The sequence below is a fragment of the Kocuria sp. CPCC 205261 genome (assembly GCF_040981025.1).
Taxonomy (GTDB): domain Bacteria; phylum Actinomycetota; class Actinomycetes; order Actinomycetales; family Micrococcaceae; genus Kocuria; species Kocuria marina.
This window is the reverse complement of sequence record NZ_JAVKPU010000001.1, coordinates 311,900-333,104: the sequence shown is the minus strand read 5'-3', so window position 1 is coordinate 333,104 and position 21,205 is coordinate 311,900. Positions and strand designations below refer to the sequence as shown.

Here is a 21,205-nt window from a genome sequence, read left to right as displayed (position 1 = left end):
GACGGCGGGATGACGGGCCGATGATAGGCTCGGGCACCGGATTTCGTGTCGCGCACGGCTGCGGCGCGGTGTCGAAGGGCAGTGGCGCAATTGGTAGCGCAGCGGTCTCCAAAACCGCAGGTTGCAGGTTCGAGTCCTGTCTGCCCTGCCTCAGGACCCACAACGGCACGCACACCACCGCCGAGAAGTTGCTTCACGCAGGGGAGAGCCGATGTCGCACACCGTCACAGGACAGACCCCGGGTCAACCTGCCGGTTCCGATCACAAACGTGGGATCTTCGGCCGGATCTGGCTGTTTATCCGTCAGGTCGTGGGAGAACTCAAGAAGGTCGTCGCCCCGTCCCGCCGGGAACTGGTCAACTTCGTCCTGGTCGTGCTGGCGTTCGTGGCGTTCATGATGGTGTTGATCTCCCTGTTGGACCTGGGCTTCGGTCAGGTGGCCATCTGGCTGTTCGGGAACGGCGACCAGGCCCAGTAAGTCCTTCCACCACTTCCAGACGTCCACAGAAAGCAGGAATCCCCGGTGACCGATCACGAGCTCGATAACGACGACACCCAGCCCGCTCAGTTCGACTCCCTGATGGCGGACGCTGCGCGGGACGAGTCGGCGCAGAGCACGTCCGAGACCACCGAGACCACGGATCCGCAGCAGGACTCCGACGAGCGCACCGTGCAGGAAGCCGACCTCGACGCCGCCGAGGGTAACGGCGAGGCCGTGCCCGTCCCCACCGAGGACGCCGTGGCCACGGCGGAAGCCGCCGAGGACGACGTCGACCCCGCGGTGGAATTTAAGGCCAAGCTGCGCCGCCAAGAGGGCGACTGGTTCGTGATCCACACGTACGCGGGGTACGAGAACCGTGTGAAGACCAACCTCGAGACCCGCATCCAGTCCCTCAACATGGAAGAGGACATCTTCCAGATCGAGGTGCCCATGGAAGAGGTCGTGGAGATCAAGAACTCGCAGCGCAAGACCGTGCGCCGCGTGCGGATCCCCGGGTACGTGCTCGTGCGCATGAACCTCACGGATGCCTCCTGGGGCGCTGTGCGCCACACCCCGGGTGTCACGGGCTTCGTGGGCCAGGACGCCTACAACCCGGTGCCGCTGCGCCTGGACGAGGTCTTCGACATGCTCGCCCCCACGTTCGAGACCCCCGAAAAGGCGAAGGGCCTGGGCGAGACCGCCGGTTCCGGCGCGGGTGCCCAGGGCGGCGCCCAGCAGGTCACCGTGGACTTCGAGGTCGGCGAGTCCGTGATCGTGAAGGAGGGCCCCTTCGAGACCCTCCCGGCCACGATCTCCGAGATCAAGGTGGAATCCCAGCAGCTCGTGGTGCTGGTGTCCATCTTCGAACGCGAGACCCCCGTGACCCTCAGTTTCGACCAGGTCACCAAGATTTAGTCCCATCAGGTTTCGGAATCCGGCCTCGGATGTGCTTTGGTCCGGGGTGTTTCCGTTCGGTCGCCGCGCCACGGCGACCACTCGCCGTCGTACGCTCCTGTGCGGCGGTACGCACAGCTAGAAGAAGGACCATCACATGGCTCCCAAGAAGAAGGTCGCAGGCCTGATCAAGCTGCAGATCCAGGCGGGCGCCGCCAACCCGGCTCCCCCGGTGGGTCCCGCGCTGGGTCAGCACGGCGTCAACATCATGGAATTCTGCAAGGCCTATAACGCGGCCACGGAATCCCAGCGCGGCAACATCGTGCCGGTCGAGATCACCGTGTACGAGGACCGCTCGTTCACGTTCGTAACCAAGACCCCGCCGGCCGCGCAGCTGATCAAGAAGGCCGCCGGCGTCGCCAAGGGCTCCGGTGTCCCCCACACCAATAAGGTCGGGAAGATCACCATGGACCAGGTCCGTGAGATCGCCGAGACCAAGAAGGAAGACCTCAACGCCAACGACGTCGAGGCCGCCGCGAAGATCATCGCCGGCACCGCCCGTTCCATGGGCATCGAGGTCAACTGAGCTCTTCCGAGCTCGTACCGAAGACAACCATCGTGGCAGGGCCGAGCGCGGCCCGCTGACCACAACTGCACAAGGAGAACAAGCAGATGGCAAAGCGCAGCAAGGCATACCGGGCAGCTGCCGAGAAGATCGAGGCGGGCAAGTTCTACGCTCCCGCCGAGGCGGTCGCCCTGGCCAAGGAACTGGCCGAGAACAGCAAGTCCGATTCCACCGTCGAGGTGTCCATGCGCCTCGGTGTGGATCCCCGCAAGGCGGACCAGATGGTCCGCGGCACCGTGAACCTGCCCAACGGCACGGGCAAGACCGCTCGCGTGGTCGTGTTCGCAACCGGTGACAAGGCTGCCGCGGCCGAGGCCGCCGGGGCGGACTTCGTGGGTTCCGACGACCTGATCGCCAAGGTCCAGGGCGGTTGGACCGACTTCGACGCCGCCGTGGCCACCCCGGACATGATGGGCAAGGTGGGCCGCCTGGGCAAGATCCTGGGTCCCCGTAACCTCATGCCGAACCCCAAGACCGGCACCGTGACGATGGACGTGGCCAAGGCCGTGTCCGACATCAAGGGCGGTAAGATCGACTTCCGCGTGGATAAGCACTCCAACCTGCACTTCATCATCGGCAAGGCGTCCTTCGACGCCCAGAAGCTCGCCGAGAACTACGGTGCCGCGCTGGAAGAGGTGCTTCGTCTGAAGCCGGCTGCGTCCAAGGGCCGTTACATCACCAAGGCCACCGTGGCCACCACGTTCGGCCCGGGCATCCCTGTGGACCCGAGCGCCACCGAGGTCACCACCCAGGCGTGATCGCGGGTACGTAACGAGGGAACGCTCGCATTCCCTACCGTCGAGGGAAGGGTCCGTGCCGTCACCGGCCGGACCCTTCTTTCGTGGGACGATGGAAACACCGTTACGAATTCTTGATGTACTTGAGGCCGGGTTCCGTGGACGGGGCCCGTCGCCCGGGTGCCGTCCCGGCCGGGCGGCGCGGAAGGAGAGCACTGTGACGGAGCCGTCACCGGTACGCATCGAGTTGTTGTGCATCCCCGACACCTTCGATGACGAGGCGCAGCGGGTCCTGGGGCGCGTGGCCGCGCTCGTGCAGTCCTCCCGGCGACACGTGTGGGGCACCGGTCAGCTCAGCAACGGCGCCCACGACATCTTCCGGGACCTGCACGACCCCTACGAGCGCGTGAACATCCTGTGCGCGTACCTCGACGACCGCCTCGTGGGGCGCGCCGAGGTGCGGATGCCCCTGATCACGGACACCGACATGGCGCAGATCGCGGTGGATGTGGCCCCGGACGAGACCTCCGAGGGGATCGGGCGCGCTCTTCTGAGTGCTGCGGAGCAACTTGCGCGGGGTGAGTCCCGCCGGTTCATCCGCCTCGTGACCGAGCACCCCGCGTCCGAGGCGCGCGATCCCTCCGGCCCCGGGGACGGCAGCGCGGACGGCACGGCCGACGGCGGTGCGAGCCCCGTGGCTCCCGTCCCATGGCTCGACGCCGCCGATGGTTCCGGGCGCCTGCCCGCGAGCCACCGCCAGACCCGCTTCGCCCAGCACGCCGGGTACACCCTGCGCACGGTCAGCAGTTTCGCGCTCCTGCCCGTGCCGCTGGACGAACAGCGCACCGCGCGCATCCACGAATCCCTCGAGGCCGTGCCCTTCGCGGACCACTACCGCCTGCACACGTGGGTGGGGGAGGCCCCGGACGAGCTCCTGGCCCCGCTCGCGCAGCTGCACGCCAAGATCCCCACGGACTCGTTCGTGCGACCGATCGTGGCGGACCCGGACCCGTGGGACGGCGCGCGGGTGCGCCGCACGGAACAGCTGCGTCAGGAGGACGGCGACCGGTCCCTGATGGCCGTGATCCAGGACGTGCGCACGAGCGAGCTCGTGGGGATGACCGAACTGATCCTCGCGCAGCACCGCCCGGCCCTGGCCCTGCAGGACGAGACCCTCGTGGTGCGCACCCACCGCGGGCACCGGTTGGGGATGCGGCTCAAGCTCGCCAACCTCGAGCAGCTCGCGAACGTGGCCCCCGAGGTCCGGACCGTGTACTCGTGGACCCACAGCGGCAACGACCGAATGAACTGGGTCAACGCCCAGCTAGGCTTCCGGGACGCCGGTCAGTCCGCGATCTGGGAGCAGGACTTCAGCATCCACTGACCACCGGGCCGGTCACTCACCACGGCAGGGGCAGCACCACGGTCTCCTGTCCGCGGGCCAGCCCATCCCGGGGCACGGACAGCAGCCCTTGCGCCGCGGCGAGTCCGCGCACCATGTTGGAGCCCACCGCGCGGCACGGCACCCAGCCGTCCTCGTGCCGCCGGGCCGGTAGCAATCGTTCGGAGCGGGCGTCGGCCAGATCCTCCCCGGCAATCGCGGGGGCGAAAGGCTGGGCATCGCGGCCCAAGTGGCCGGCCAGGAACGCCCCACCCAGCAGCAGGAACGCCACCATGGCACCCAGGGGATTGCCGGGCAGCGCGAGCACGGCAGTGTCCCGCGCGGCTGCGAACAATGTGGGGTGACCGGGCATGAGGTCCAGCTGGTCCACGAGCACATGGCACTCGTCCTGCACCAGGGGGCGCACGAAGTCCGCGCGCGAGCGGGACGTGCCACCCGTGGTGACCACGAGGTCGTGCTCGGTACTCAGTTCGCGGAGCAGGGAACGCAGCGCCGCGGCGTCGTCGGGACCGCGGCGCACCGTGACCGTGCGCCCGCCGAAGGCCTTCACCATGGGCGGCAGGGACATGCTGAACGCATCGCGCACGTACCCGGGAGCCGGGAGCCCGCTGGTGCGCACCTCGGAACCCGTGAGCAGCAAGGCCACGCGCGGGACGGTACACACGGGCACGTCGTCCCGTCCGGCCACGGCCAGGAACGCCGCGTGCGCGGGGGAGAGCACGGCGCCCGCCCGCACCACGGTCTCGCCCTCGGCGCATTCCGTTCCGGCCGGGCGAATGTGCCTGCCCGCGAGTTCCGTGCGCGGGCTGTCGGGGGACAGCTCAAGGAGCTCGCCGCGGCGGGTTGCGAATTCCTCGCGGATGACCGTGGTGGTGCTGTCCGGGATCACGCCGCCCGTGACCACGGGGACGGCCGTGCCGGGCGCAAGCGTGACCGCGGACGCGGCACTTGGCAGCGGCGCGGACGGCGCAGCGCCGTCGGCCAGGTGATCATCCAGTCGCCGTCCGTCGGATGCCCCCGCACGGGAGCCCGGGGCGACGACGCGCCACGGTCCCGGTCCGTGGACCGCGTACCCGTCCATCGCGCTCGAGGCGTAGTGCGGGACGGAACATGCCGCGCGGACGTCGTGGGCCGCGGTGCGACCCGCCGCCCGGTCCAGGGGGACGATCTCGATCGCGCCGCCGGGCCGGGAGTCCGCGAGCGCCGAACCGGCCCGGTGTGCGAGGGTCCGGGCGGCGTCACGCGCCGCGTGGTGCAGGGGTTCGAGACCGCTGCTCCACGCGGGTGGGGTAGGACCAGGCATCCGATCAACCCCCCGCGAAGGGCGGGAGGACGTCCACCGTGGCGGCCGGGGCCAGCGGGGACTCCTGGTCCCGGGCGGCCACACCGTCCACGAGCCACGAGCATTGCGGCAACACCTGGGCCAACGTGCGTTCGCCCGGTGGGGCCACGGGGTGCAGGGTGACCAACAGTTGCTGCAGCTCGGAGCGGGTCAGCGCCGTGGTGGTCTCCACGTGCTCTTCCTCTGTCCCGGCCGCGGCAGCGGCCGCCGCGAAATAACGCACGAGCACGGTCTCAGCCCCCGATCGCGCTCATGCTGCGGTCGGGCTGGACGTAGTCCCCGGAGTCGAGGCCCGCGTGGTCCATCCCGTGGGCGCGCGGCTTGACCCACATGGCATCGCGCCAGCGTTGGGCGATGTCCCGGTCGGTCGCGTTCGAGCGCAACAGGTGCATCAGATCCGTCTCGTGGTGGGAGAACAGACACGAGCGCACGTGGCCGTCCGCGGTGATCCGAGTGCGCGTGCAGTCCTCGCAGAACGGTTCCGTGACGGACGCGATGATCCCCACGGTCCCCAGCACGGTGTCCTGACCGCGTTCCCGCACGAGGTACTTCTCCGCGGGGGCGCCCGCTCGGGGTGCGGTGTCCGGGGTGATGTCGAAGTCCCGGGACAGGGACTCGCGGATCTCGGTGGCCGTGACCATGTTCTTCCGGGTCCAGCCGTGGTCCGCGTCCAGGGGCATCTGTTCGATGAAGCGCAGGGCGCAGTCATGGTCCAGGGCCCAGCGCAGCAGCGCGGGCGCCTCGTGGTCGTTGACCCCGCGCATCAGGACGGCATTGAGCTTGACCGGGCTCATGCCCGCGTCCTGGGCGGCAGCCACGCCCTCGAGCGTTTGGGTGAGCCGCCCGCGGCGGGCGAGCTTCTCGTAGGTGTCCGCGCATAGGGTGTCCAGGGAGATATTCACGCGGGTCATCCCGCCGTCCGCGAGGGCCTGGGCACGCCCGGCGAGTCCGATGCCGTTGCTCGTCATGGACACGGGGATCCCCGGCATGCGCTCGGTCAGGGCGGCCACGAGTTCCTCGAGATCGGGGCGGATGAGCGGTTCCCCGCCCGTGAGTCGGATCTCCCGCACCCCGAAGTCCGAGACGGCGATGGCGGCCAAGCGCACGATCTCCGGGACCGTCAGCAATGATTCACGCGGCAGCCACTGCATGCCCTCCGCGGGCATGCAGTACGTGCACCGGAGGTTGCACTTGTCCGTGAGGGAGATGCGCAGGTCCGTGGCGGTACGTCCGAAGCGGTCCGTCAACGGCCCCTGCGTGGGCACCCCGCGAACGGGGAGGACATGGGGATTACCAAGGAAAACGGACATACCGTCCAGTGTAGGTGCTGCCCCCAGCACGGGCGGAACCCCCGTCGGGGTGGCTACCCTGGAGCCATGTCCCGCTGTATCGAAACGCACCAGCGCACGCTGGTCGAGTTGCTCAACTCGGCGTCCCACGACGACGCCGCACTCCTGCCCCTCGCGCGCGCCGCGGGACGCGTGCTCGCTCGGGACCTCGTGGCGAAGGCGGACCTGCCACCGTTGGCGAACTCGCAGATGGACGGGTTCGCGGTGCGCGTGGCCGATCTGACCCCCTCCGTCCCGCCCCAGCCAGGGGATGCTGAAGGGATCGAACTGCCCGTCGCGGACGTGCGGCCCGCGGGTGCCGAACCGGCGCGGCACACACCCGGTACTGTGACCGCCGTGATGACCGGGGCCGTGCTCCCCGAGGGCGCGGACGCGGTGATCCCCGTGGAACGGGTGCGTCCCCCGCGCTTCGACGTCCCGGCCGTGACGATCAGCCCCGACGTCGCCCGGTCCGTCACCGAGGGCACCTTCGTGCGAGCGGCCGGGAGCGACGTCGCCCGCGGCGCCGTGGCGCTGCCCGCCGGAACGCGGCTGGGGGCTGCGGCGCTCGGTGCGTGCGCCGCGCTCGGACTGGGCCCGGGAACCGAGATGTCCGTGCGCACCGGACCGCGTGTGGTCGTGGTGAGCGGAGGGGACGAGATCGCGCCCGACGGGCACGCGCTGCGCCCCGGGATGTACCACGACGCCAACGGCCCCTTACTGGCCGCGTGGTTGTCCGAGGCGGGCGCCGAATCGGTGACCCGGGTCCGTGTGGACGACGACCCGGACGCCTTCGTGCGAGCCCTGGATCACGTTGTCACCGAGGCACGACCCCACCTCGTGATCACGAGCGGCGGGATCAGCGCGGGCGCGTTCGAGGTCGTGCGCCAGGGCCTCGAGCGGGAGGGCCGGGACACGTGGTTCGACCACGTGGCCATGCAACCGGGAGGCCCCCAGGGACACGGCACGTTCCGTGGCGTGCCCGTGATCTGCCTGCCCGGTAATCCCGTGAGCACGTGGGTCTCGTGCGAGGTCTTCGTGCGTCCCGCGCTCGCGGCCGCGTGGGGGTGTTGCCCGTCGCCGCGGTGGTTCACGGCCGAATTGGGCGAGGCGGTTCGACCGCTGGACACCAGGACCCAGCTGCGCCGCGGGAGTATGGAACACCCGGGGGACGGAACGGTCCCGCGCGTGCGTCTCGTGGGGGGAGCGTCGTCGCACCTGCTGAGCGCCGCCGCCCATGCGGACGTCCTGGTGCGCATCCCGCCCGGGGAGCACGAACTCGCTGCCGGGACGACCGTGGCGGTACTGCCGGTGGACGGCGGCGTGCTGCCCGCGGACGACGACCCGGTGCCCGCGGGCGCAGCAGACGGAACGGAACGAACAGGAGAGCCAGCGTGAGCGAACGAGAGCCGGAGCCCGGACAACAGCACCTGACACACGTGCGGGAGGACGGCACGGCGCACATGGTGGACGTGAGCGAGAAGGCGGTGACCTCGCGCGAGGCCACCGCCCAGGCCGTGCTCATGACCCGCCCGGATGTGATCGACCTGCTGGCCTCGGGGGGGCTGCCCAAGGGGGACGCGCTCGCCGTGGCGCGCGTGGCCGGGATCATGGCCGCCAAGCGCACCCCGGACCTCGTGCCCCTGTGCCACCCGCTACCCCTGAGCAAGGTGACCGTGGACCTCACCCCGCGCGAGGACCGTGTGGTGATCGAGACGACCGTGCGCACCCGCGGTGTGACCGGCGTGGAGATGGAGGCCCTCACGGCGGCGAGCGTAGCCGCGCTGACCCTGTACGACATGATCAAGGCCGTGGACAAGGCCGCCACGATCACCGACACCCGCGTGCTCGCCAAGTCCGGCGGCAAGAGCGGCGATTGGAGCGCCCGATGAGTGAGCACGCGGAACCGGCCCACGGCCGTCCCTTCCGTCGACACGAGGTGGGCGACACCCACCTGGAGGGGCGCAGCGCCGTGGTGGTCGTGGTGTCCAGCTCGGCGGCGTCGGGCGCGGCGGAGGACCGTTGTGGGCCGCTACTGCGGGACTGGTTGCGGGGCCGCGGCCTGGACGTGACGCTGCGCGTGATCCCGGACGGTCCCGAGGTCCTCGAGCTGCTGCGCGACCTCACATCGGCGTCCGGGCCTGCCGCCCCGCGGTTCGTGATCACGACCGGGGGCACCGGACTGAACTCGGACGACGTCACGCCCGAGTCCACGGCCCGGGTGCTGGAGCGCGAGTCGCCGGGGATCATGCACGCGCTGTGGAGCGCGGGGCTGCAGAAGACCCCCACGGCCGTGATGAGCCGCGGGGTCGCGGGGCACACCGGCCAGACCTTCATGGTGAACCTCCCGGGCTCGCGCGGGGGCATCAAGGACGGGATGACCGTGCTGGACCCCCTGCTGGACCACATCAGCGCACAGCTCGAGGACGTGCACGGTCACGGGGAGGACCGCTCCGTGACGCGCTCCGCGCAGGGGGAGGTCGTCCCCGCGGCGGTCCCGGACTCCCCGGGCCACGCCGAGCGCACGGACGTGCCCGGCCATGACGCCGCCCCCGCCGCGGGCACGGTCGGCGCGCAGGTGCCCGCAGCGTCGTCGTCGTCCGACGACGACGCCGCGCCGGGCGCCGAGCCCTCGGCGGGCGAGGTGCTGCTGGCGCTCGTCACGACCGACCCCCTGGATGCGGCCGAGGCGCAGCGTGCGGTCCAGCATCCGCGGTGCGGGGCGGTCGTCGGGTTCAGCGGCGTGATCCGCGACCACGACGGCGGCAAGGACGGTGTCACGGCGCTTGAGTACAGCGCCCACCCCAGCGCGGGCGAGGTCATGCGGGACGTGGTCGGTGAGATCGCGAGCGCCCACCCGGACGTGCGCTTGTGGGCCGCGCACCGGATCGGCGCGCTCGCCGTGGGGGACAGCGCGCTCGAGGTGGCCGTGGCCGCGGGACACCGTCGCGAGGCGTTCGAAGCGTGCGCGCAGCTCGTGGACCTCATCAAGGAACGCGTGCCCATCTGGAAGCGGCAGAGCTTCGAGGACGGGCAGCACAACTGGGTGGGGCTGGACGCCTGAGATGGCCGCTCGGATCATCGTCCCCGCTCGCGTGCGCACGTTCGACGCCCACGGAGAAGTGCGCGCGGGTCCGGACCGGCTCGCGGGGGAGGAACCCCTGGAGATCCGGCTGAACGGGCAACAGTTCACCGTGACCATGCGCACGCCCGGGGACGACTTCGAACTCGTGACGGGGCTGCTGCTGAGCGAGGCCGTGATCACGGAGGTCTCGCACATCGTGAAGATGGACTACCGCTCGGGCGTGGACCAGGACGGGCACCGCACGTACAACGTGGTGGACGTCCGGCTCGCACCGGCGGCCCCGGGGCCGCGCGCGGACGCCCAGCGCCAGGTGTTCACATCCTCGTCGTGCGGGGTGTGCGGCACGCCGTCGTTGGACGGGGTGGTCAAGTCCTCCGCGTACCCCGTGGCGCACCCGCGTCCACTCGTCACCGCGGCGCGGCTCGTGTCCCTGCCGGATGAGTTGCGGGAGCACCAGCGGGTCTTCTCCGCCACGGGCGGGGTGCACGCGGCGGCGCTGTTCCCCGTGGGCCGGGACGAACCCCTCGTGGCCCGGGAGGACGTGGGCCGGCACAACGCCGTGGACAAGGTCATCGGGTGGGCGGTGCAGCGAGGACTGCTGCCGCTGCACGAAGCGGTCCTGCAGGTCTCCGCTCGGGCGTCGTTCGAGCTTGTGAGCAAGGCCGCCATGGCCGGGATCCCCGTGCTCTCCGCGGTCAGCGCACCCTCCGCACTCGCCGTGACCCACGGGCGGGAGCGCGGGGTCACGGTCGTGGGGTTCAACCGCAAGGGTCGGTGCAACGTCTACACCCACCCGGAGCGCATCACGGGGGAGTGAACCGGGCCCTGACGATTTGATGGGCACCCGCGCCCCGCTGATTTGGTGGGCACCGCGCCCTGGGGTACGATCGATGTACCAAAGACCGCCGGTCATCACGCGTGCCCCGGTACGCGCGATCTAAGAGGTTCCCGGAAACGTGAACCGTCCAGCGCAGGTGAACCAGCACGAATTCCGCTCCTCAAAACCGCATCTTCATGCGTGTGATCAGGACGTGGTCTCGAGCCCCGGGCATCTGCGCGGGGCTTTTTTCGTGTCCTCGTACGGGACGCGGGCCGGCACCCACATGTAAGGAAGGAGCACCATGGCGAATCCTGAAAAGGCTGCCGCGGTTGCGGAGTTGAAGGAATTCTTCTCCAACTCGCACGCTGCCGTCCTGACGGAGTACCGCGGTCTCACCGTGGCTCAGCTGAAGACGCTGCGCCGTTCCCTCGGTGAGAACGCCGAATACGCCGTGGTGAAGAACACGCTCACCGCCATCGCGGCTCGCGAGTCCGGTATCGACGCGTTCGAGGGCAAGCTCACGGGCCCCTCGGCCATCGCGTTCGTCTCCGGTGACGCCGTCGAGGCCGCCAAGAGTCTGCGTGACTTCGCCAAGGACAACCCCCAGCTGGTCGTCAAGGGCGGTTACCTGGATGGCGTCGCGATGGACGAGTCCGAGATCAAGAAGCTCGCGGACCTCGAGTCCCGCGAGGTTCTGCTGGCTAAGGTCGCCGGCGCCGCCAAGGCGTCGATGTCCAAGGCTGCTGCGCTGTTCCAGGCCCCGCTGTCCAAGACCGTGCGCACCGCCGAGGCCCTGCGCGCCAAGCTGGACGAACAGGGCGAGAACGCCGCCTGATCCCTTCGGGGACCCGGTTGCGGGGTCCCGGGCGAGTGCCCGGGAAACACCCGTGTTCTTCCCACGCACACCTCGCCGGCGCCACCAGCACCGGCACCACGTACAAGTAAGGAGCCAATACCATGGCTAAGCTGACCACCGAAGAACTCATCGAGGCCTTCAAGGAACTGTCCCTCATCGAGCTGTCCGAGTTCGTGAAGGCGTTCGAGGAGACCTTCGACGTCACCGCTGCCGCCCCCGTGGCCGTGGCCGGTGCCGCTCCCGCCGGCGGCGACGCCGGTGCGGCCGAGGAGGAGAAGACCGAGTTCGACGTCATCCTCGAATCCGCCGGTGACAAGAAGATCCAGGTCATCAAGGAAGTTCGCGGCCTGACCTCCCTGGGCCTGAAGGAAGCCAAGGACCTCGTGGACAGCGCTCCCAAGGCCGTCCTCGAAGGCGCGACCAAGGAAGCCGCTGACAAGGCGAAGGAAGCCCTCGAGGGCGCCGGCGCCACCGTCACCGTCAAGTGATCCACGGCGCCTCGTGCGCCCGCCGTGTCCCGTGACGTGACCCCCGGGTCCGTTCGGCACGACATCACCGCGAAACCCCGCACCGATCATCGGTGCGGGGTTTCGCGCATTCCCCGCCGCGGTGTGATGTGCGAAGCTGTGTGTGACCATCTGGCCGTCACCGTACGGCGGGAGAGCATGGCGGATCCTCGTGAGCCGGTACCGCGGGCAGCGCGCCATCGCCGAAGGAGCAAACCCTCCCCGGGAATCTCTCAGGCACCCGTACCGCCGCACCAGGCCACTCTGAAGAGCTCACCCCGTCACGGGGAGAGCACCGACGGGGCAGGTCGACGGGCGCGAGCTGCTGCGCCCGCCGGCGAAATCTCTCAGGTTGCGATACAGAGCGGGGAGGACTCACCGGGCCCTCGCGCGCCCACAAGCAGCCCAGGAGACCCTCGTATGTCCTTCCTGTCACGCCACATCGGCCCCGACGCCGATGACATGGCCGTCATGCTCCGCACCGTGGGGGTGGCCGGTCTCGACGAACTGATCGACCGCGCCGTCCCCGAGAGCATCCGTGTCCGGGACGCCCTGGACCTGCCGGAACCCCTCGACGAGCCCGAGGCCCTCGCAGCCCTGCGCTCGATCGCCGCGCGCAACACCGTGATGCGCCAGATGATCGGGCAGGGCTACCACGACACCGTGACGCCCGCAGCGGTCCGTCGCAACATCCTGGAGAACCCCGGGTTCTACACGTCCTACACGCCGTACCAGCCCGAGATCTCCCAAGGCCGGCTCGAGCTGCTGCTCACGTTCCAGAACGCGGTGATCGACCTCACCGGCCTCGAGGTGGCCAACGCGTCCCTGCTGGACGAGTCCTCCGCCGTGGCGGAGGCCGTGCTCATGATGCGCCGCGCCAACCGCCGATCCAAGAGCCTGCGCGTGCTCGTGGACAGCCGCAGCCTGCCCCAGACCCTCGCCGTGCTCACGGGCCGCACCCGTGCCGCGGGTATCGAGCTTGTCACGGCGGACCTCGGTGATCCCGACGCCGCCGCGCGGGCGGTCTCGGAGGGTGACGTCTTCGGCGTCGTCGTCGCGCAGATCGGTGCGGACGGGGACGTCACGGATCCCACCGCGGTGATCGACGCCGCGCACGAGGCGGGCGCGCTCGTGACCGTGAGCACCGACCTGCTCGCCTTGACCATGCTGCGCAGCCCGGGTGAGCTGGGCGCGGACATCGCGGTCGGTTCGGCCCAGCGCTTCGGGGTGCCCCTGTTCTTCGGGGGCCCGCACGCCGCGTTCATGGCGACCCGCAAGGGTACCGAACGCTCCCTGCCGGGGCGCATCGTGGGGGTGTCCACCGACTCCTCGGGCGCACCCGCGTACCGGCTCGCGCTGCAGACACGTGAGCAGCACATCCGACGCGAGAAGGCGACCTCCAACATCTGCACGGCACAGGCCCTGCTCGCGATCGTGGCCGCGGCCTACGCGGTGCACCACGGTCCCGTCGCACTGCGTGCCCTCGCCGAGCGGCTGCACGGTCTCGCCACGGAGCTCGCCGCCGGGTTGCGGGAGCGCGGGATCGACGTCGCCCACGAGCGGTTCTTCGACACCGTGACCTTCTCCGCGCCGGGCCGGGCGGACGGCATCGTGGCCGCGGCCGCGGACCGCGGGATCAACCTCCGCCGCATCGACCAGGACACGGTGGGCGTGAGCTTCGGTGAACCCCATACGCAGCGGGACGTCCAGGACGTGCTCACCGCGGTGTCCGAGGCGTGCGGCGCGCGCACCTCGGACTCCGGGGAAGCCGCGAGCGTGGACGCACTGCCGGACGAGTGGCTGCGCACGGACGAGTACATGACCCACCCGGTCTTCCACACGCACCGCTCCGAGACCTCGCTCATGCGGTGGCTGCGCGAACTCTCCGACAAGGACCTGGCGCTGGACCGCACCATGATCCCGCTGGGCTCGTGCACCATGAAGCTCAACGCGGCGGCGGAGATGGAACCCATCTCGTGGCCCGAGTTCGCGAGTATCCACCCGTTGGCCCCTGCGGATCAGACCCAGGGCTGGACCGAACTGATCGAGCAGTTGCAGACATGGCTCGCGGAGATCACCGGCTACGCGGCGGTGTCCGTGCAGCCCAACGCCGGTTCGCAGGGTGAACTCGCGGGTCTGCTGGCCATCCGGCGGTACCAGCTGGCCCGCGGCGAGGGCCAGCGCAAGACGATCCTCATCCCGTCCTCCGCGCACGGGACCAACGCGGCGTCGGCCGTGCTCGCGGACCTCAAGGTCGTGGTCGTGGCGACCGCCGCGGACGGCACGATCGATCAGGCGGACCTCGCGGCCAAGATCGAGGCGGTGGGGGACGAGCTCGCGGGCATCATGGTCACCTACCCCTCGACCCACGGCGTCTACGACACGGACATCACCGAGGTGTGCGCCGCGGTACACGACGCCGGTGGTCAGGTCTACGTGGACGGCGCGAACCTCAACGCGCTCATGGGGCTGGCACGGCCCGGCCGCTTCGGCGGGGACGTCTCCCACCTGAACCTGCACAAGACCTTCTGCATCCCGCACGGCGGCGGCGGGCCCGGTGTGGGTCCCGTGGCCGTGGCTGAACACCTCGTGCCGTACCTGCCGGGCAACCCGGCGGACGCGGACCTGGACGAGCACGGCGCGGGCTTCCCCGTGGCGCAGGCTCCCTACGGTTCCGCGGGGGTTCTGCCCATCACGTGGATGTACATCGCCATGACGGGCGCGCAGGGGCTGACCGAGTCCACGCGCACCGCGGTGCTCGGGGCCAACTACATCTCCCGCGCGCTCGCGGACGTGTTCCCCACGCTGTACACCGGGGACGGCGGGCTCGTGGCCCACGAGTGCATCCTGGACCTGCGCCCCATGACCAAGGCCTCCGGCGTCACGGCCGAGGACGTGTGCAAGCGCCTCGTGGACTTCGGATTCCACGCGCCCACGCTCGCGTTCCCGGTCGCCGGGACCCTGATGGTCGAGCCCACCGAGTCCGAGGGCCTCGAGGAGCAGGACCGGTTCATCGCCGCGATGCGCACGATCCACGCGGAGATGCAGGAGATCGCGGACGGCACCGTGTCCCTCGAGGACTCCGTGATCCGCAACGCCCCGCACACCGCCCAAGTGCTCACCGCGGACGAGTGGCAGCGCGCCTACCCGCGCTCGCAGGCCGCCTACCCGGTCGCGTCCCTGCGCCGGGTCAAGTACTGGCCCCCCGTGGGCCGGATCGACAACGCCGCGGGGGACCGCAACCTCGTGTGCGAGTGCCCGCCCATCGAGGCGTTCGACGCCGCGTACAACACCGCAGCAGTAGCACAGGAGGAGACTCGATGAGCGAGCAGCACACCGCACTGTACGAGGCCCACGAGCGGTTGGGGGCGCGGTTCACCGACTTCGGTGGCTGGACCATGCCCGTGCGCTACGCGAGCGACACCGCCGAGCACCACGCGGTGCGCCGCGGCGCCGGGATCTTCGACCTGTCCCACATGGGGGAGGTCTCGGTCTCGGGTCCGCAGGCCGGCGCGTTCCTGGACTACGCCCTCGTGGGTGTGCTCTCCGGGCTCACGGTGGGCCGCGCCAAGTACTCGATCATCGTGGACGAACAGGGCAGGATCCTGGACGACCTCATTACCTACCGTACGGACGAGGACGAGTACCTCGTGGTGCCGAACGCGGGCAACCAGGAGACGGTCGTGCGTGCGCTCCAGGAGCGCGCCCAGGGCTTCGACGTGCGCGTCACGGACAACGGTCCGGCGACGTCGCTGATCGCCGTCCAGGGTCCGCGCGCCCTCGAGGTGCTCGAGGCCACGCGCTTGGAACCGGCCGAGGACGTCGCCGCGCTGAAGTACTACGCGTGCGTGCGCGCACGCTGCGCGGACGTGGCCGTGCTCGTGGCCCGCACCGGGTACACGGGCGAGGACGGTTTCGAACTGTACTGCGACAACCAGGACGCGCCCGTGCTGTGGGACGCGCTCCTGGCGACCGCGGCCGAGCTCGGCACGGAGGAGGCCCCCGTGGGAGCGGCGGGTCTCGCGGCGCGCGACTCCCTGCGGCTCGAGGCCGGGATGCCGCTGTACGGTCACGAACTGTCCACGGAGATCACCCCGGTCGAAGCGGGACTCGGCAAGCTCGTGGAGATCGCCCTGCGCAAGAAGGCGGAGGCCGGCACCACCACGGTCGGCGGGGACGTGCTCGCGGCGATGCTGGAAGGCACGCCCGAACGCACCCTAATCGGTCTGGAGGGCCTGGGTCGCAAACCCGTGCGCGCGGGCTACACCGTGCATGTGGGGGAGCGCACCGTGGGTGAGGTGACGAGCGGGCTGCCCTCGCCCACGCTGGGCAAGCCGGTGGCCATGGCGCTCGTGGCCACGGACGCCGTCGACGAGATCGACGCCGGTGAGGTGAGCGTCCAGGACGCACGCGGGCGCGCCGTGGAGGTCACGCGCACCGCGCTGCCCTTCTACAAGCGGTCCTGAAGGGTGGTGTGGGGAGCGAGCCGCCCGGAGTAGTCTCTAGGCAGGCCCGCTCCGCCGTGCACGTTCCGAGGACCGCGCGGGCCGGTGAGGGTCCCGCCCCGTGTGATCGGGGCGGGACGGACAAGGAGAACGCCGTGTTCCTGCGCGACGTCGCCCCCGGGATCCATATGATCCAGAACCACAACGTGAACTGCTATGTCCTGGAGGACTCGGACGGCCTCACGGTCGTGGACGCCGGTCTGCCCAGGGTGTGGAACGAACTCGGGTGGGCCGTGCGTGAACTCGGCCACGCCCCGGAGGACATCAAAGCGCTCGTGTTGACCCATGCGCACTTCGACCACGTGGGGGTCGCCGCGAAACTCGTGGACCGGCTCGGGATTCCCGTTTACGCCCACCAGCGGGACAAGCACCTCGCGGCACACCCTTACAGCTACGCGCACGAGAACCCCACGGCCGTCTACCCGCTGCGTCACCCGCGCGCCGTGCCGATCCTCGCGTCCATGATCGCCGGTGGCGCCGCGATGGTGCGGGGCGTGACCGTGACCCGCGAGCTGACCGCGGGGGAGACCGTCCCCGTCCCGGGCCGCCCGCGGGTCGTGTTCACTGCGGGCCACACGTACGGGCACTGCGCGCTGTACGTCCCCACAGCGGACGCCGTGATATCGGGGGACGCGCTCGTGACCCTGGACCCCTACTCGGGTCTCACGGGCCCCCGCATCGTGGCTCGCGCCGCCACCGCGGACAGCGCGATGGCCGTGGAATCCCTCGCCGCACTCGAGGTCACGGGAGCCACCCTGGTGCTGCCCGGACACGGCGACCCGTGGCGTGAAGGAGTGGGACGCGCCGTCGAACTGGCCCGGGAGAACGGGGTCGCCTGAGGGGGCGCCGCCCGAGGGGCGGGCATCTTACGGCCCGGACGGGATTTCGTCCAGCACCGGTGTGGACAAACGGGCGCAGTTCGCCTAAGCTAGTACTTTGCGTTGTCCCTTATGCATGCGTGCCTTCATATAGCGGTGGGCGCCGCAGGGGCCGTTGTCGACGAGCATCGAAAACCGGCCCCTTTTTCTCTCCCCGGGAACCTCGCGTATTCACTGCATGTCTGTGGAAGGATCACATCTTGGTCGCCTCGAGCACCGATACGAACGTCTCCGCCAACCACCCCACGAGTGATAACACTCCTCGCCGCGTTTCCTTCGCGAAGATCCACGAACCGCTGGACGTCCCCAACCTGCTTGCTCTGCAGACCGACAGCTTCGATCGGCTGGTCGGCAACGAGCGCTGGCAGGCACGCGTGGTCGAAGCCCAGGAGACGGGTGACACCAGCGTTCCTACGACCTCCGGTCTGTCCGACATCTTCGAGGAGATCTCCCCGATCGAGGACTTCCAGGGCACCATGTCCCTGTCCTTCTCCGAGCCGGAGTTCTACGACCCCAAGTACACAATGGTCGAGTGCAAGGACCGCGACGCGACCTTCTCGGCCCCGCTGTACGTCAAGGCCGAGTTCATGAACAACAACACGGGCGAGATCAAGCAGCAGACCGTGTTCATGGGCGACTTCCCCCTGATGACCGACAAGGGCACGTTCGTGATCAACGGCTCCGAGCGCGTCGTCGTCTCCCAGCTCGTGCGTTCCCCGGGTGCCTACTTCGAGAAGGGCCAGGACCGCACGTCCGACAAGGACATCTACTCCGCCAAGATCATCCCGTCCCGCGGTGCGTGGTTCGAGCTCGAGATCGACAAGCGCGATCAGGTGGGTGTGCGCCTGGACCGCAAGCGCAAGCAGTCCGTGACCGTGCTGCTCAAGGCGCTGGGCTGGACCGAGTCGAAGATCCTTGAGGAGTTCGGCGAGTTCGACTCCATCCGCGCGACGCTGGAGAAGGACACCACGGAGACCCGCGAGGAGGCGCTGCTGGACATCTACCGCAAGTTGCGCCCGGGGGAGCCGCCCACGGTGGACGCCGCCCAGTCCCTGCTGGACAACATGTACTTCAACCCCAAGCGCTACGACCTCGCCAAGGTGGGCCGCTACAAGCTCAACCGCAAGCTCGGTCTGGACAAGCCGTTCACGGACTCGGACGCCTCGGTGCTGTCCCTCGACGACATCGTCGCCATGATCCGCTACCTCGTGACCCTGCACGACGGCGGCTCCACCATGCCCGGTACGCGTGACGGCGAGGCCCGTGAGATCCACGTGGACGTGGACGACATCGACCACTTCGGCAACCGTCGCATCCGCGCGGTGGGCGAGCTGATCGAGAACCAGATCCGCACGGGTCTGTCCCGCATGGAGCGCGTGGTGCGCGAGCGGATGACCACCCAGGACGTCGAGGCGATCACGCCGCAGACCCTGATCAACATCCGCCCGGTCGTGGCCGCGATCAAGGAGTTCTTCGGGACCTCCCAGCTGTCGCAGTTCATGGACCAGAACAACCCGCTCGCGGGCCTCACGCACAAGCGTCGTCTATCCGCGCTGGGTCCGGGTGGCCTTTCCCGCGATCGCGCGGGCATGGAGGTCCGTGACGTGCACCCCTCGCACTACGGCCGCATGTGCCCGATCGAGACGCCGGAAGGCTCGAACATCGGTCTGATCGGTTCGCTCGCGACCTACGCGCGGATCAACCCGTTCGGTTTCATCGAGACGCCCTACCGCCGCGTCGTGGACGGCACCGTAACCAACGACGTCGTCTACCTCACCGCGGACGACGAGCGCGGGCTCACCATTGCGCAGGCCAACGCCCCGTTGACCGACGACGGTCGCTTCGCCGAGGATGCCGTCCTCGCGCGTGCCTCCGACGGCTCGGGTGAAGCGGTGCTCGTGGCCCCCACGGACATCGAGTTCATGGACGTGTCCCCGCGCCAGATGGTGTCGGTGGCCACCGCCCTGATCCCGTACCTCGAGCACGACGACGCCAACCGCGCGCTCATGGGCGCCAACATGCAGCGTCAGGCCGTGCCGCTGCTCACGTCCGAGGCGCCGCTCGTGGGCACAGGTATGGAGCGCTACGCGGCCCTGGACGCCGGCGACTCGGTGCTGGCCACCAAGTCCGGCGTGGTCGAGGAAGTCTCCGCGGACCTCGTGACCGTCCTGAACGACGACGGCACCACCAAGCTCTACCCGATCAACAAGTTCGTGCGCTCGAACCCGGGCAACACGTACAACCAGCGCGTGATCGTCTCCGAGGGCGACCGCGTGGAGCCCCGCACCGTGATCGCGGACGGACCCTCCACCGACCACGGTGAACTCGCACTGGGCAAGAACCTGCTGATCGCGTACATGTCCTGGGAAGGCCTCAACTACGAGGACGCCATCATCCTGTCCCAGCGCATGGTCTCCGAGGACGTCCTGACGTCCATCCACATCGAGGAGCACGAGATCGACGCCCGCGACACCAAGCTCGGTGCCGAGGAGATCACCCGTGACATCCCCAACGTGTCGGAAGAGGTGCTCTCCGCCCTGGACGAGCGCGGCATCATCCACATCGGTGCCGAGGTCCAGGCCGGTGACATCCTCGTGGGTAAGGTCACGCCCAAGGGCGAGACCGAACTGACCCCGGAGGAGCGGCTGCTGCGCGCGATCTTCGGTGAGAAGTCCCGCGAGGTCCGTGACACCTCCCTCAAGGTTCCCCACGGCGAGTCCGGCACCGTGATCGGTGTGCGCGTGTTCGACCGCGACGACGAGGACGACGACCTCCCGGCCGGCGTCAACCAGGTCGTGCGCGTGTACGTGGCGCAGAAGCGTAAGATCACGGACGGCGACAAGCTCGCCGGTCGTCACGGCAACAAGGGCGTCATCTCCAAGATCCTGCCCATCGAGGACATGCCGTTCATGGAGGACGGCACCCCCGTGGACGTGATCCTGAACCCGCTGGGCGTGCCCGGTCGTATGAACCTGGGCCAGGTGCTCGAGGTCCACACCGGCTGGCTCGCCAAGCAGGGCTGGAACATCGAGGGCGACCCCGAGTGGCTGCACGGTTTGAGCAACTTCCCGAAGTCCACCGGTCCCACTAACGTGGCCACCCCGGTGTTCGACGGCGCTCGCGAGGACGAGATCTTCGACCTGCTGGACCACACCAACCCCACGCGGGACGGTGACCGCTTGATCGGGCGTTCCGGCAAGGCCAAGCTCTACGACGGCCGTTCCGGTCAGCCGTTCCCGGACCCCGTGTCTGTGGGCTACCAGTACATCTTGAAGCTCCACCACCTGGTGGACGACAAGATCCACGCGCGCTCCACCGGCCCGTACTCCATGATCACCCAGCAGCCGCTGGGCGGTAAGGCGCAGTTCGGCGGTCAGCGTTTCGGTGAGATGGAGGTGTGGGCGCTCGAGGCGTACGGCGCGGCCTACACCCTGCAGGAACTGCTCACCGTCAAGTCGGACGACGTCCACGGCCGCGTCAAGGTGTACGAGGCGATCGTCAAGGGCGAGAACATCCCTGAACCGGGTGTGCCCGAATCCTTCAAGGTGCTCATCAAGGAAATGCAGTCCCTGTGCCTGAACGTGGAGGTCCTCTCCGCGGACGGTAACGCGGTGGAAATGCGTGATTCCGAGGACGACAGCTTCCGGGCTGCGGACGAACTCGGTATCGACCTCTCCCACTCCGAGCCCAGCTCGGTCGAAGAGGTCTGAGACCCCTTTCGTTCATCGATCAGCCCGAACACACTT

The 21,205-nt window shown here is 69.4% G+C and carries 18 protein-coding genes, 1 tRNA gene and 1 riboswitch; of the genes, 16 read left to right on the top strand and 3 right to left on the bottom strand.

Translation table 11 applies throughout. The features are described 5' to 3' along the window. Nucleotides 1–75 precede the first annotated feature (75 nt). The 6 genes from RF646_RS01560 to RF646_RS01535 all read left to right on the top strand — a co-directional run bounded on the left by RF646_RS01560 (nt 76) and on the right by RF646_RS01535 (nt 4,121). Nucleotides 76–148: transfer RNA gene (locus RF646_RS01560), tRNA-Trp, on the top strand. A 63-nt stretch (nt 149–211) separates the two neighbouring features. After that, the gene (gene secE, locus RF646_RS01555; RefSeq protein WP_064845237.1) at nt 212–478 is read left to right on the top strand and encodes a preprotein translocase subunit SecE; all 267 of its coding nucleotides are present in this window, start codon (nt 212–214) and stop codon (nt 476–478) included. Between the two features lie 45 nt (nt 479–523). Next, the gene (gene nusG, locus RF646_RS01550; RefSeq protein ID WP_368835021.1) at nt 524–1,396 is read left to right on the top strand and encodes a transcription termination/antitermination protein NusG; all 873 of its coding nucleotides are present in this window, start codon (nt 524–526) and stop codon (nt 1,394–1,396) included. A 136-nt stretch (nt 1,397–1,532) separates the two neighbouring features. Then, nucleotides 1,533–1,961, top strand: a complete 429-nt coding sequence (gene rplK / locus RF646_RS01545) for a 50S ribosomal protein L11 (protein WP_035959909.1) — start codon at nt 1,533–1,535, stop codon at nt 1,959–1,961. A gap of 86 nt (nt 1,962–2,047) precedes the next feature. Then, entirely contained in the window at nt 2,048–2,758 is a 711-nt protein-coding gene (gene rplA / locus RF646_RS01540) for a 50S ribosomal protein L1 (protein ID WP_167318174.1), read from the top strand. 196 nt (nt 2,759–2,954) lie between these two features. After that, entirely contained in the window at nt 2,955–4,121 is a 1,167-nt protein-coding gene (locus RF646_RS01535; RefSeq protein ID WP_144998298.1) for a GNAT family N-acetyltransferase, read from the top strand. A gap of 16 nt (nt 4,122–4,137) precedes the next feature. Here the strand turns inward: RF646_RS01535 and RF646_RS01530 are convergent, their stop codons facing one another. Genes RF646_RS01530 through moaA form a run of 3 tightly spaced genes read right to left on the bottom strand, consistent with a single transcriptional unit; the run spans nt 4,138 to nt 6,791 of the window. Continuing rightward, complete coding sequence (locus RF646_RS01530) at nt 4,138–5,442, bottom strand: molybdopterin molybdotransferase MoeA (RefSeq protein ID WP_167318176.1); 1,305 nt, start codon at nt 5,440–5,442, stop codon at nt 4,138–4,140. A 4-nt stretch (nt 5,443–5,446) separates the two neighbouring features. Further along, the gene (locus RF646_RS01525; protein WP_064845233.1) at nt 5,447–5,710 is read right to left on the bottom strand and encodes a MoaD/ThiS family protein; all 264 of its coding nucleotides are present in this window, start codon (nt 5,708–5,710) and stop codon (nt 5,447–5,449) included. Nucleotides 5,711–5,714: 4 nt separating this feature from the next. Further along, nucleotides 5,715–6,791 (bottom strand): GTP 3',8-cyclase MoaA, encoded by a 1,077-nt coding sequence (moaA, locus tag RF646_RS01520; protein ID WP_167318177.1) that lies wholly within the window; start codon nt 6,789–6,791, stop codon nt 5,715–5,717. A 66-nt stretch (nt 6,792–6,857) separates the two neighbouring features. On the opposite strand from moaA, the gene glp reads away from it, so the two are divergent. The 10 genes from glp to rpoB all read left to right on the top strand — a co-directional run bounded on the left by glp (nt 6,858) and on the right by rpoB (nt 21,169). Continuing rightward, nucleotides 6,858–8,207: a gephyrin-like molybdotransferase Glp gene (gene glp, locus RF646_RS01515; RefSeq protein ID WP_368835020.1), complete on the top strand. Its 1,350-nt coding sequence runs from the start codon at nt 6,858–6,860 to the stop codon at nt 8,205–8,207. Continuing rightward, nucleotides 8,204–8,701, top strand: a complete 498-nt coding sequence (gene moaC / locus RF646_RS01510; RefSeq protein ID WP_085106393.1) for a cyclic pyranopterin monophosphate synthase MoaC — start codon at nt 8,204–8,206, stop codon at nt 8,699–8,701. The genes glp and moaC overlap by 4 nt, the downstream gene beginning before the upstream one ends. After that, complete coding sequence (locus RF646_RS01505; RefSeq protein WP_368835019.1) at nt 8,698–9,873, top strand: molybdenum cofactor biosynthesis protein MoaE; 1,176 nt, start codon at nt 8,698–8,700, stop codon at nt 9,871–9,873. The genes moaC and RF646_RS01505 overlap by 4 nt, the downstream gene beginning before the upstream one ends. A gap of 1 nt (nt 9,874) precedes the next feature. Beyond that, nucleotides 9,875–10,711, top strand: a complete 837-nt coding sequence (fdhD, locus tag RF646_RS01500) for a formate dehydrogenase accessory sulfurtransferase FdhD (RefSeq protein WP_368835018.1) — start codon at nt 9,875–9,877, stop codon at nt 10,709–10,711. Between the two features lie 304 nt (nt 10,712–11,015). After that, nucleotides 11,016–11,549: a 50S ribosomal protein L10 gene (rplJ, locus tag RF646_RS01495; protein ID WP_035959878.1), complete on the top strand. Its 534-nt coding sequence runs from the start codon at nt 11,016–11,018 to the stop codon at nt 11,547–11,549. A gap of 122 nt (nt 11,550–11,671) precedes the next feature. Next, a complete protein-coding gene (rplL, locus tag RF646_RS01490) occupies nt 11,672–12,058 on the top strand; it encodes a 50S ribosomal protein L7/L12 (protein ID WP_131332458.1) in 387 nt (128 codons plus the stop codon). Between the two features lie 158 nt (nt 12,059–12,216). Continuing rightward, nucleotides 12,217–12,335, top strand: a riboswitch (glycine riboswitch). Nucleotides 12,336–12,496: 161 nt separating this feature from the next. Beyond that, nucleotides 12,497–15,400 (top strand): aminomethyl-transferring glycine dehydrogenase, encoded by a 2,904-nt coding sequence (gene gcvP / locus RF646_RS01485; RefSeq protein WP_368835017.1) that lies wholly within the window; start codon nt 12,497–12,499, stop codon nt 15,398–15,400. After that, nucleotides 15,397–16,542, top strand: coding sequence for a glycine cleavage system aminomethyltransferase GcvT (gene gcvT, locus RF646_RS01480; protein WP_368835016.1), 1,146 nt, complete (start codon nt 15,397–15,399; stop codon nt 16,540–16,542). The genes gcvP and gcvT overlap by 4 nt, the downstream gene beginning before the upstream one ends. Nucleotides 16,543–16,676: 134 nt before the next feature. Further along, nucleotides 16,677–17,420, top strand: coding sequence for an MBL fold metallo-hydrolase (locus tag RF646_RS01475; protein ID WP_035959847.1), 744 nt, complete (start codon nt 16,677–16,679; stop codon nt 17,418–17,420). A gap of 239 nt (nt 17,421–17,659) precedes the next feature. Further along, nucleotides 17,660–21,169 (top strand): DNA-directed RNA polymerase subunit beta, encoded by a 3,510-nt coding sequence (gene rpoB, locus RF646_RS01470; protein ID WP_131332461.1) that lies wholly within the window; start codon nt 17,660–17,662, stop codon nt 21,167–21,169. Nucleotides 21,170–21,205 lie beyond the last annotated feature (36 nt).

What these genes read in the sequence shown, in the direction of transcription:
- fdhD (WP_368835018.1), top strand. Translation starts at nt 9,875, where the DNA reads ATGGCCGCTCGGATCATCGTCCCCGCTCGCGTGCGCACGTTCGACGCC.
- gcvP (WP_368835017.1), top strand. Translation starts at nt 12,497, where the DNA reads ATGTCCTTCCTGTCACGCCACATCGGCCCCGACGCCGATGACATGGCC.
- rplJ (WP_035959878.1), top strand. Translation starts at nt 11,016, where the DNA reads ATGGCGAATCCTGAAAAGGCTGCCGCGGTTGCGGAGTTGAAGGAATTC.
- glp (WP_368835020.1), top strand. Translation starts at nt 6,858, where the DNA reads ATGTCCCGCTGTATCGAAACGCACCAGCGCACGCTGGTCGAGTTGCTC.
- moaA (WP_167318177.1), bottom strand. Translation starts at nt 6,791, where the DNA reads ATGTCCGTTTTCCTTGGTAATCCCCATGTCCTCCCCGTTCGCGGGGTG.
- RF646_RS01530 (WP_167318176.1), bottom strand. Translation starts at nt 5,442, where the DNA reads ATGCCTGGTCCTACCCCACCCGCGTGGAGCAGCGGTCTCGAACCCCTG.
- rplA (WP_167318174.1), top strand. Translation starts at nt 2,048, where the DNA reads ATGGCAAAGCGCAGCAAGGCATACCGGGCAGCTGCCGAGAAGATCGAG.
- rplL (WP_131332458.1), top strand. Translation starts at nt 11,672, where the DNA reads ATGGCTAAGCTGACCACCGAAGAACTCATCGAGGCCTTCAAGGAACTG.
- rplK (WP_035959909.1), top strand. Translation starts at nt 1,533, where the DNA reads ATGGCTCCCAAGAAGAAGGTCGCAGGCCTGATCAAGCTGCAGATCCAG.
- gcvT (WP_368835016.1), top strand. Translation starts at nt 15,397, where the DNA reads ATGAGCGAGCAGCACACCGCACTGTACGAGGCCCACGAGCGGTTGGGG.
- secE (WP_064845237.1), top strand. Translation starts at nt 212, where the DNA reads ATGTCGCACACCGTCACAGGACAGACCCCGGGTCAACCTGCCGGTTCC.
- RF646_RS01505 (WP_368835019.1), top strand. Translation starts at nt 8,698, where the DNA reads ATGAGTGAGCACGCGGAACCGGCCCACGGCCGTCCCTTCCGTCGACAC.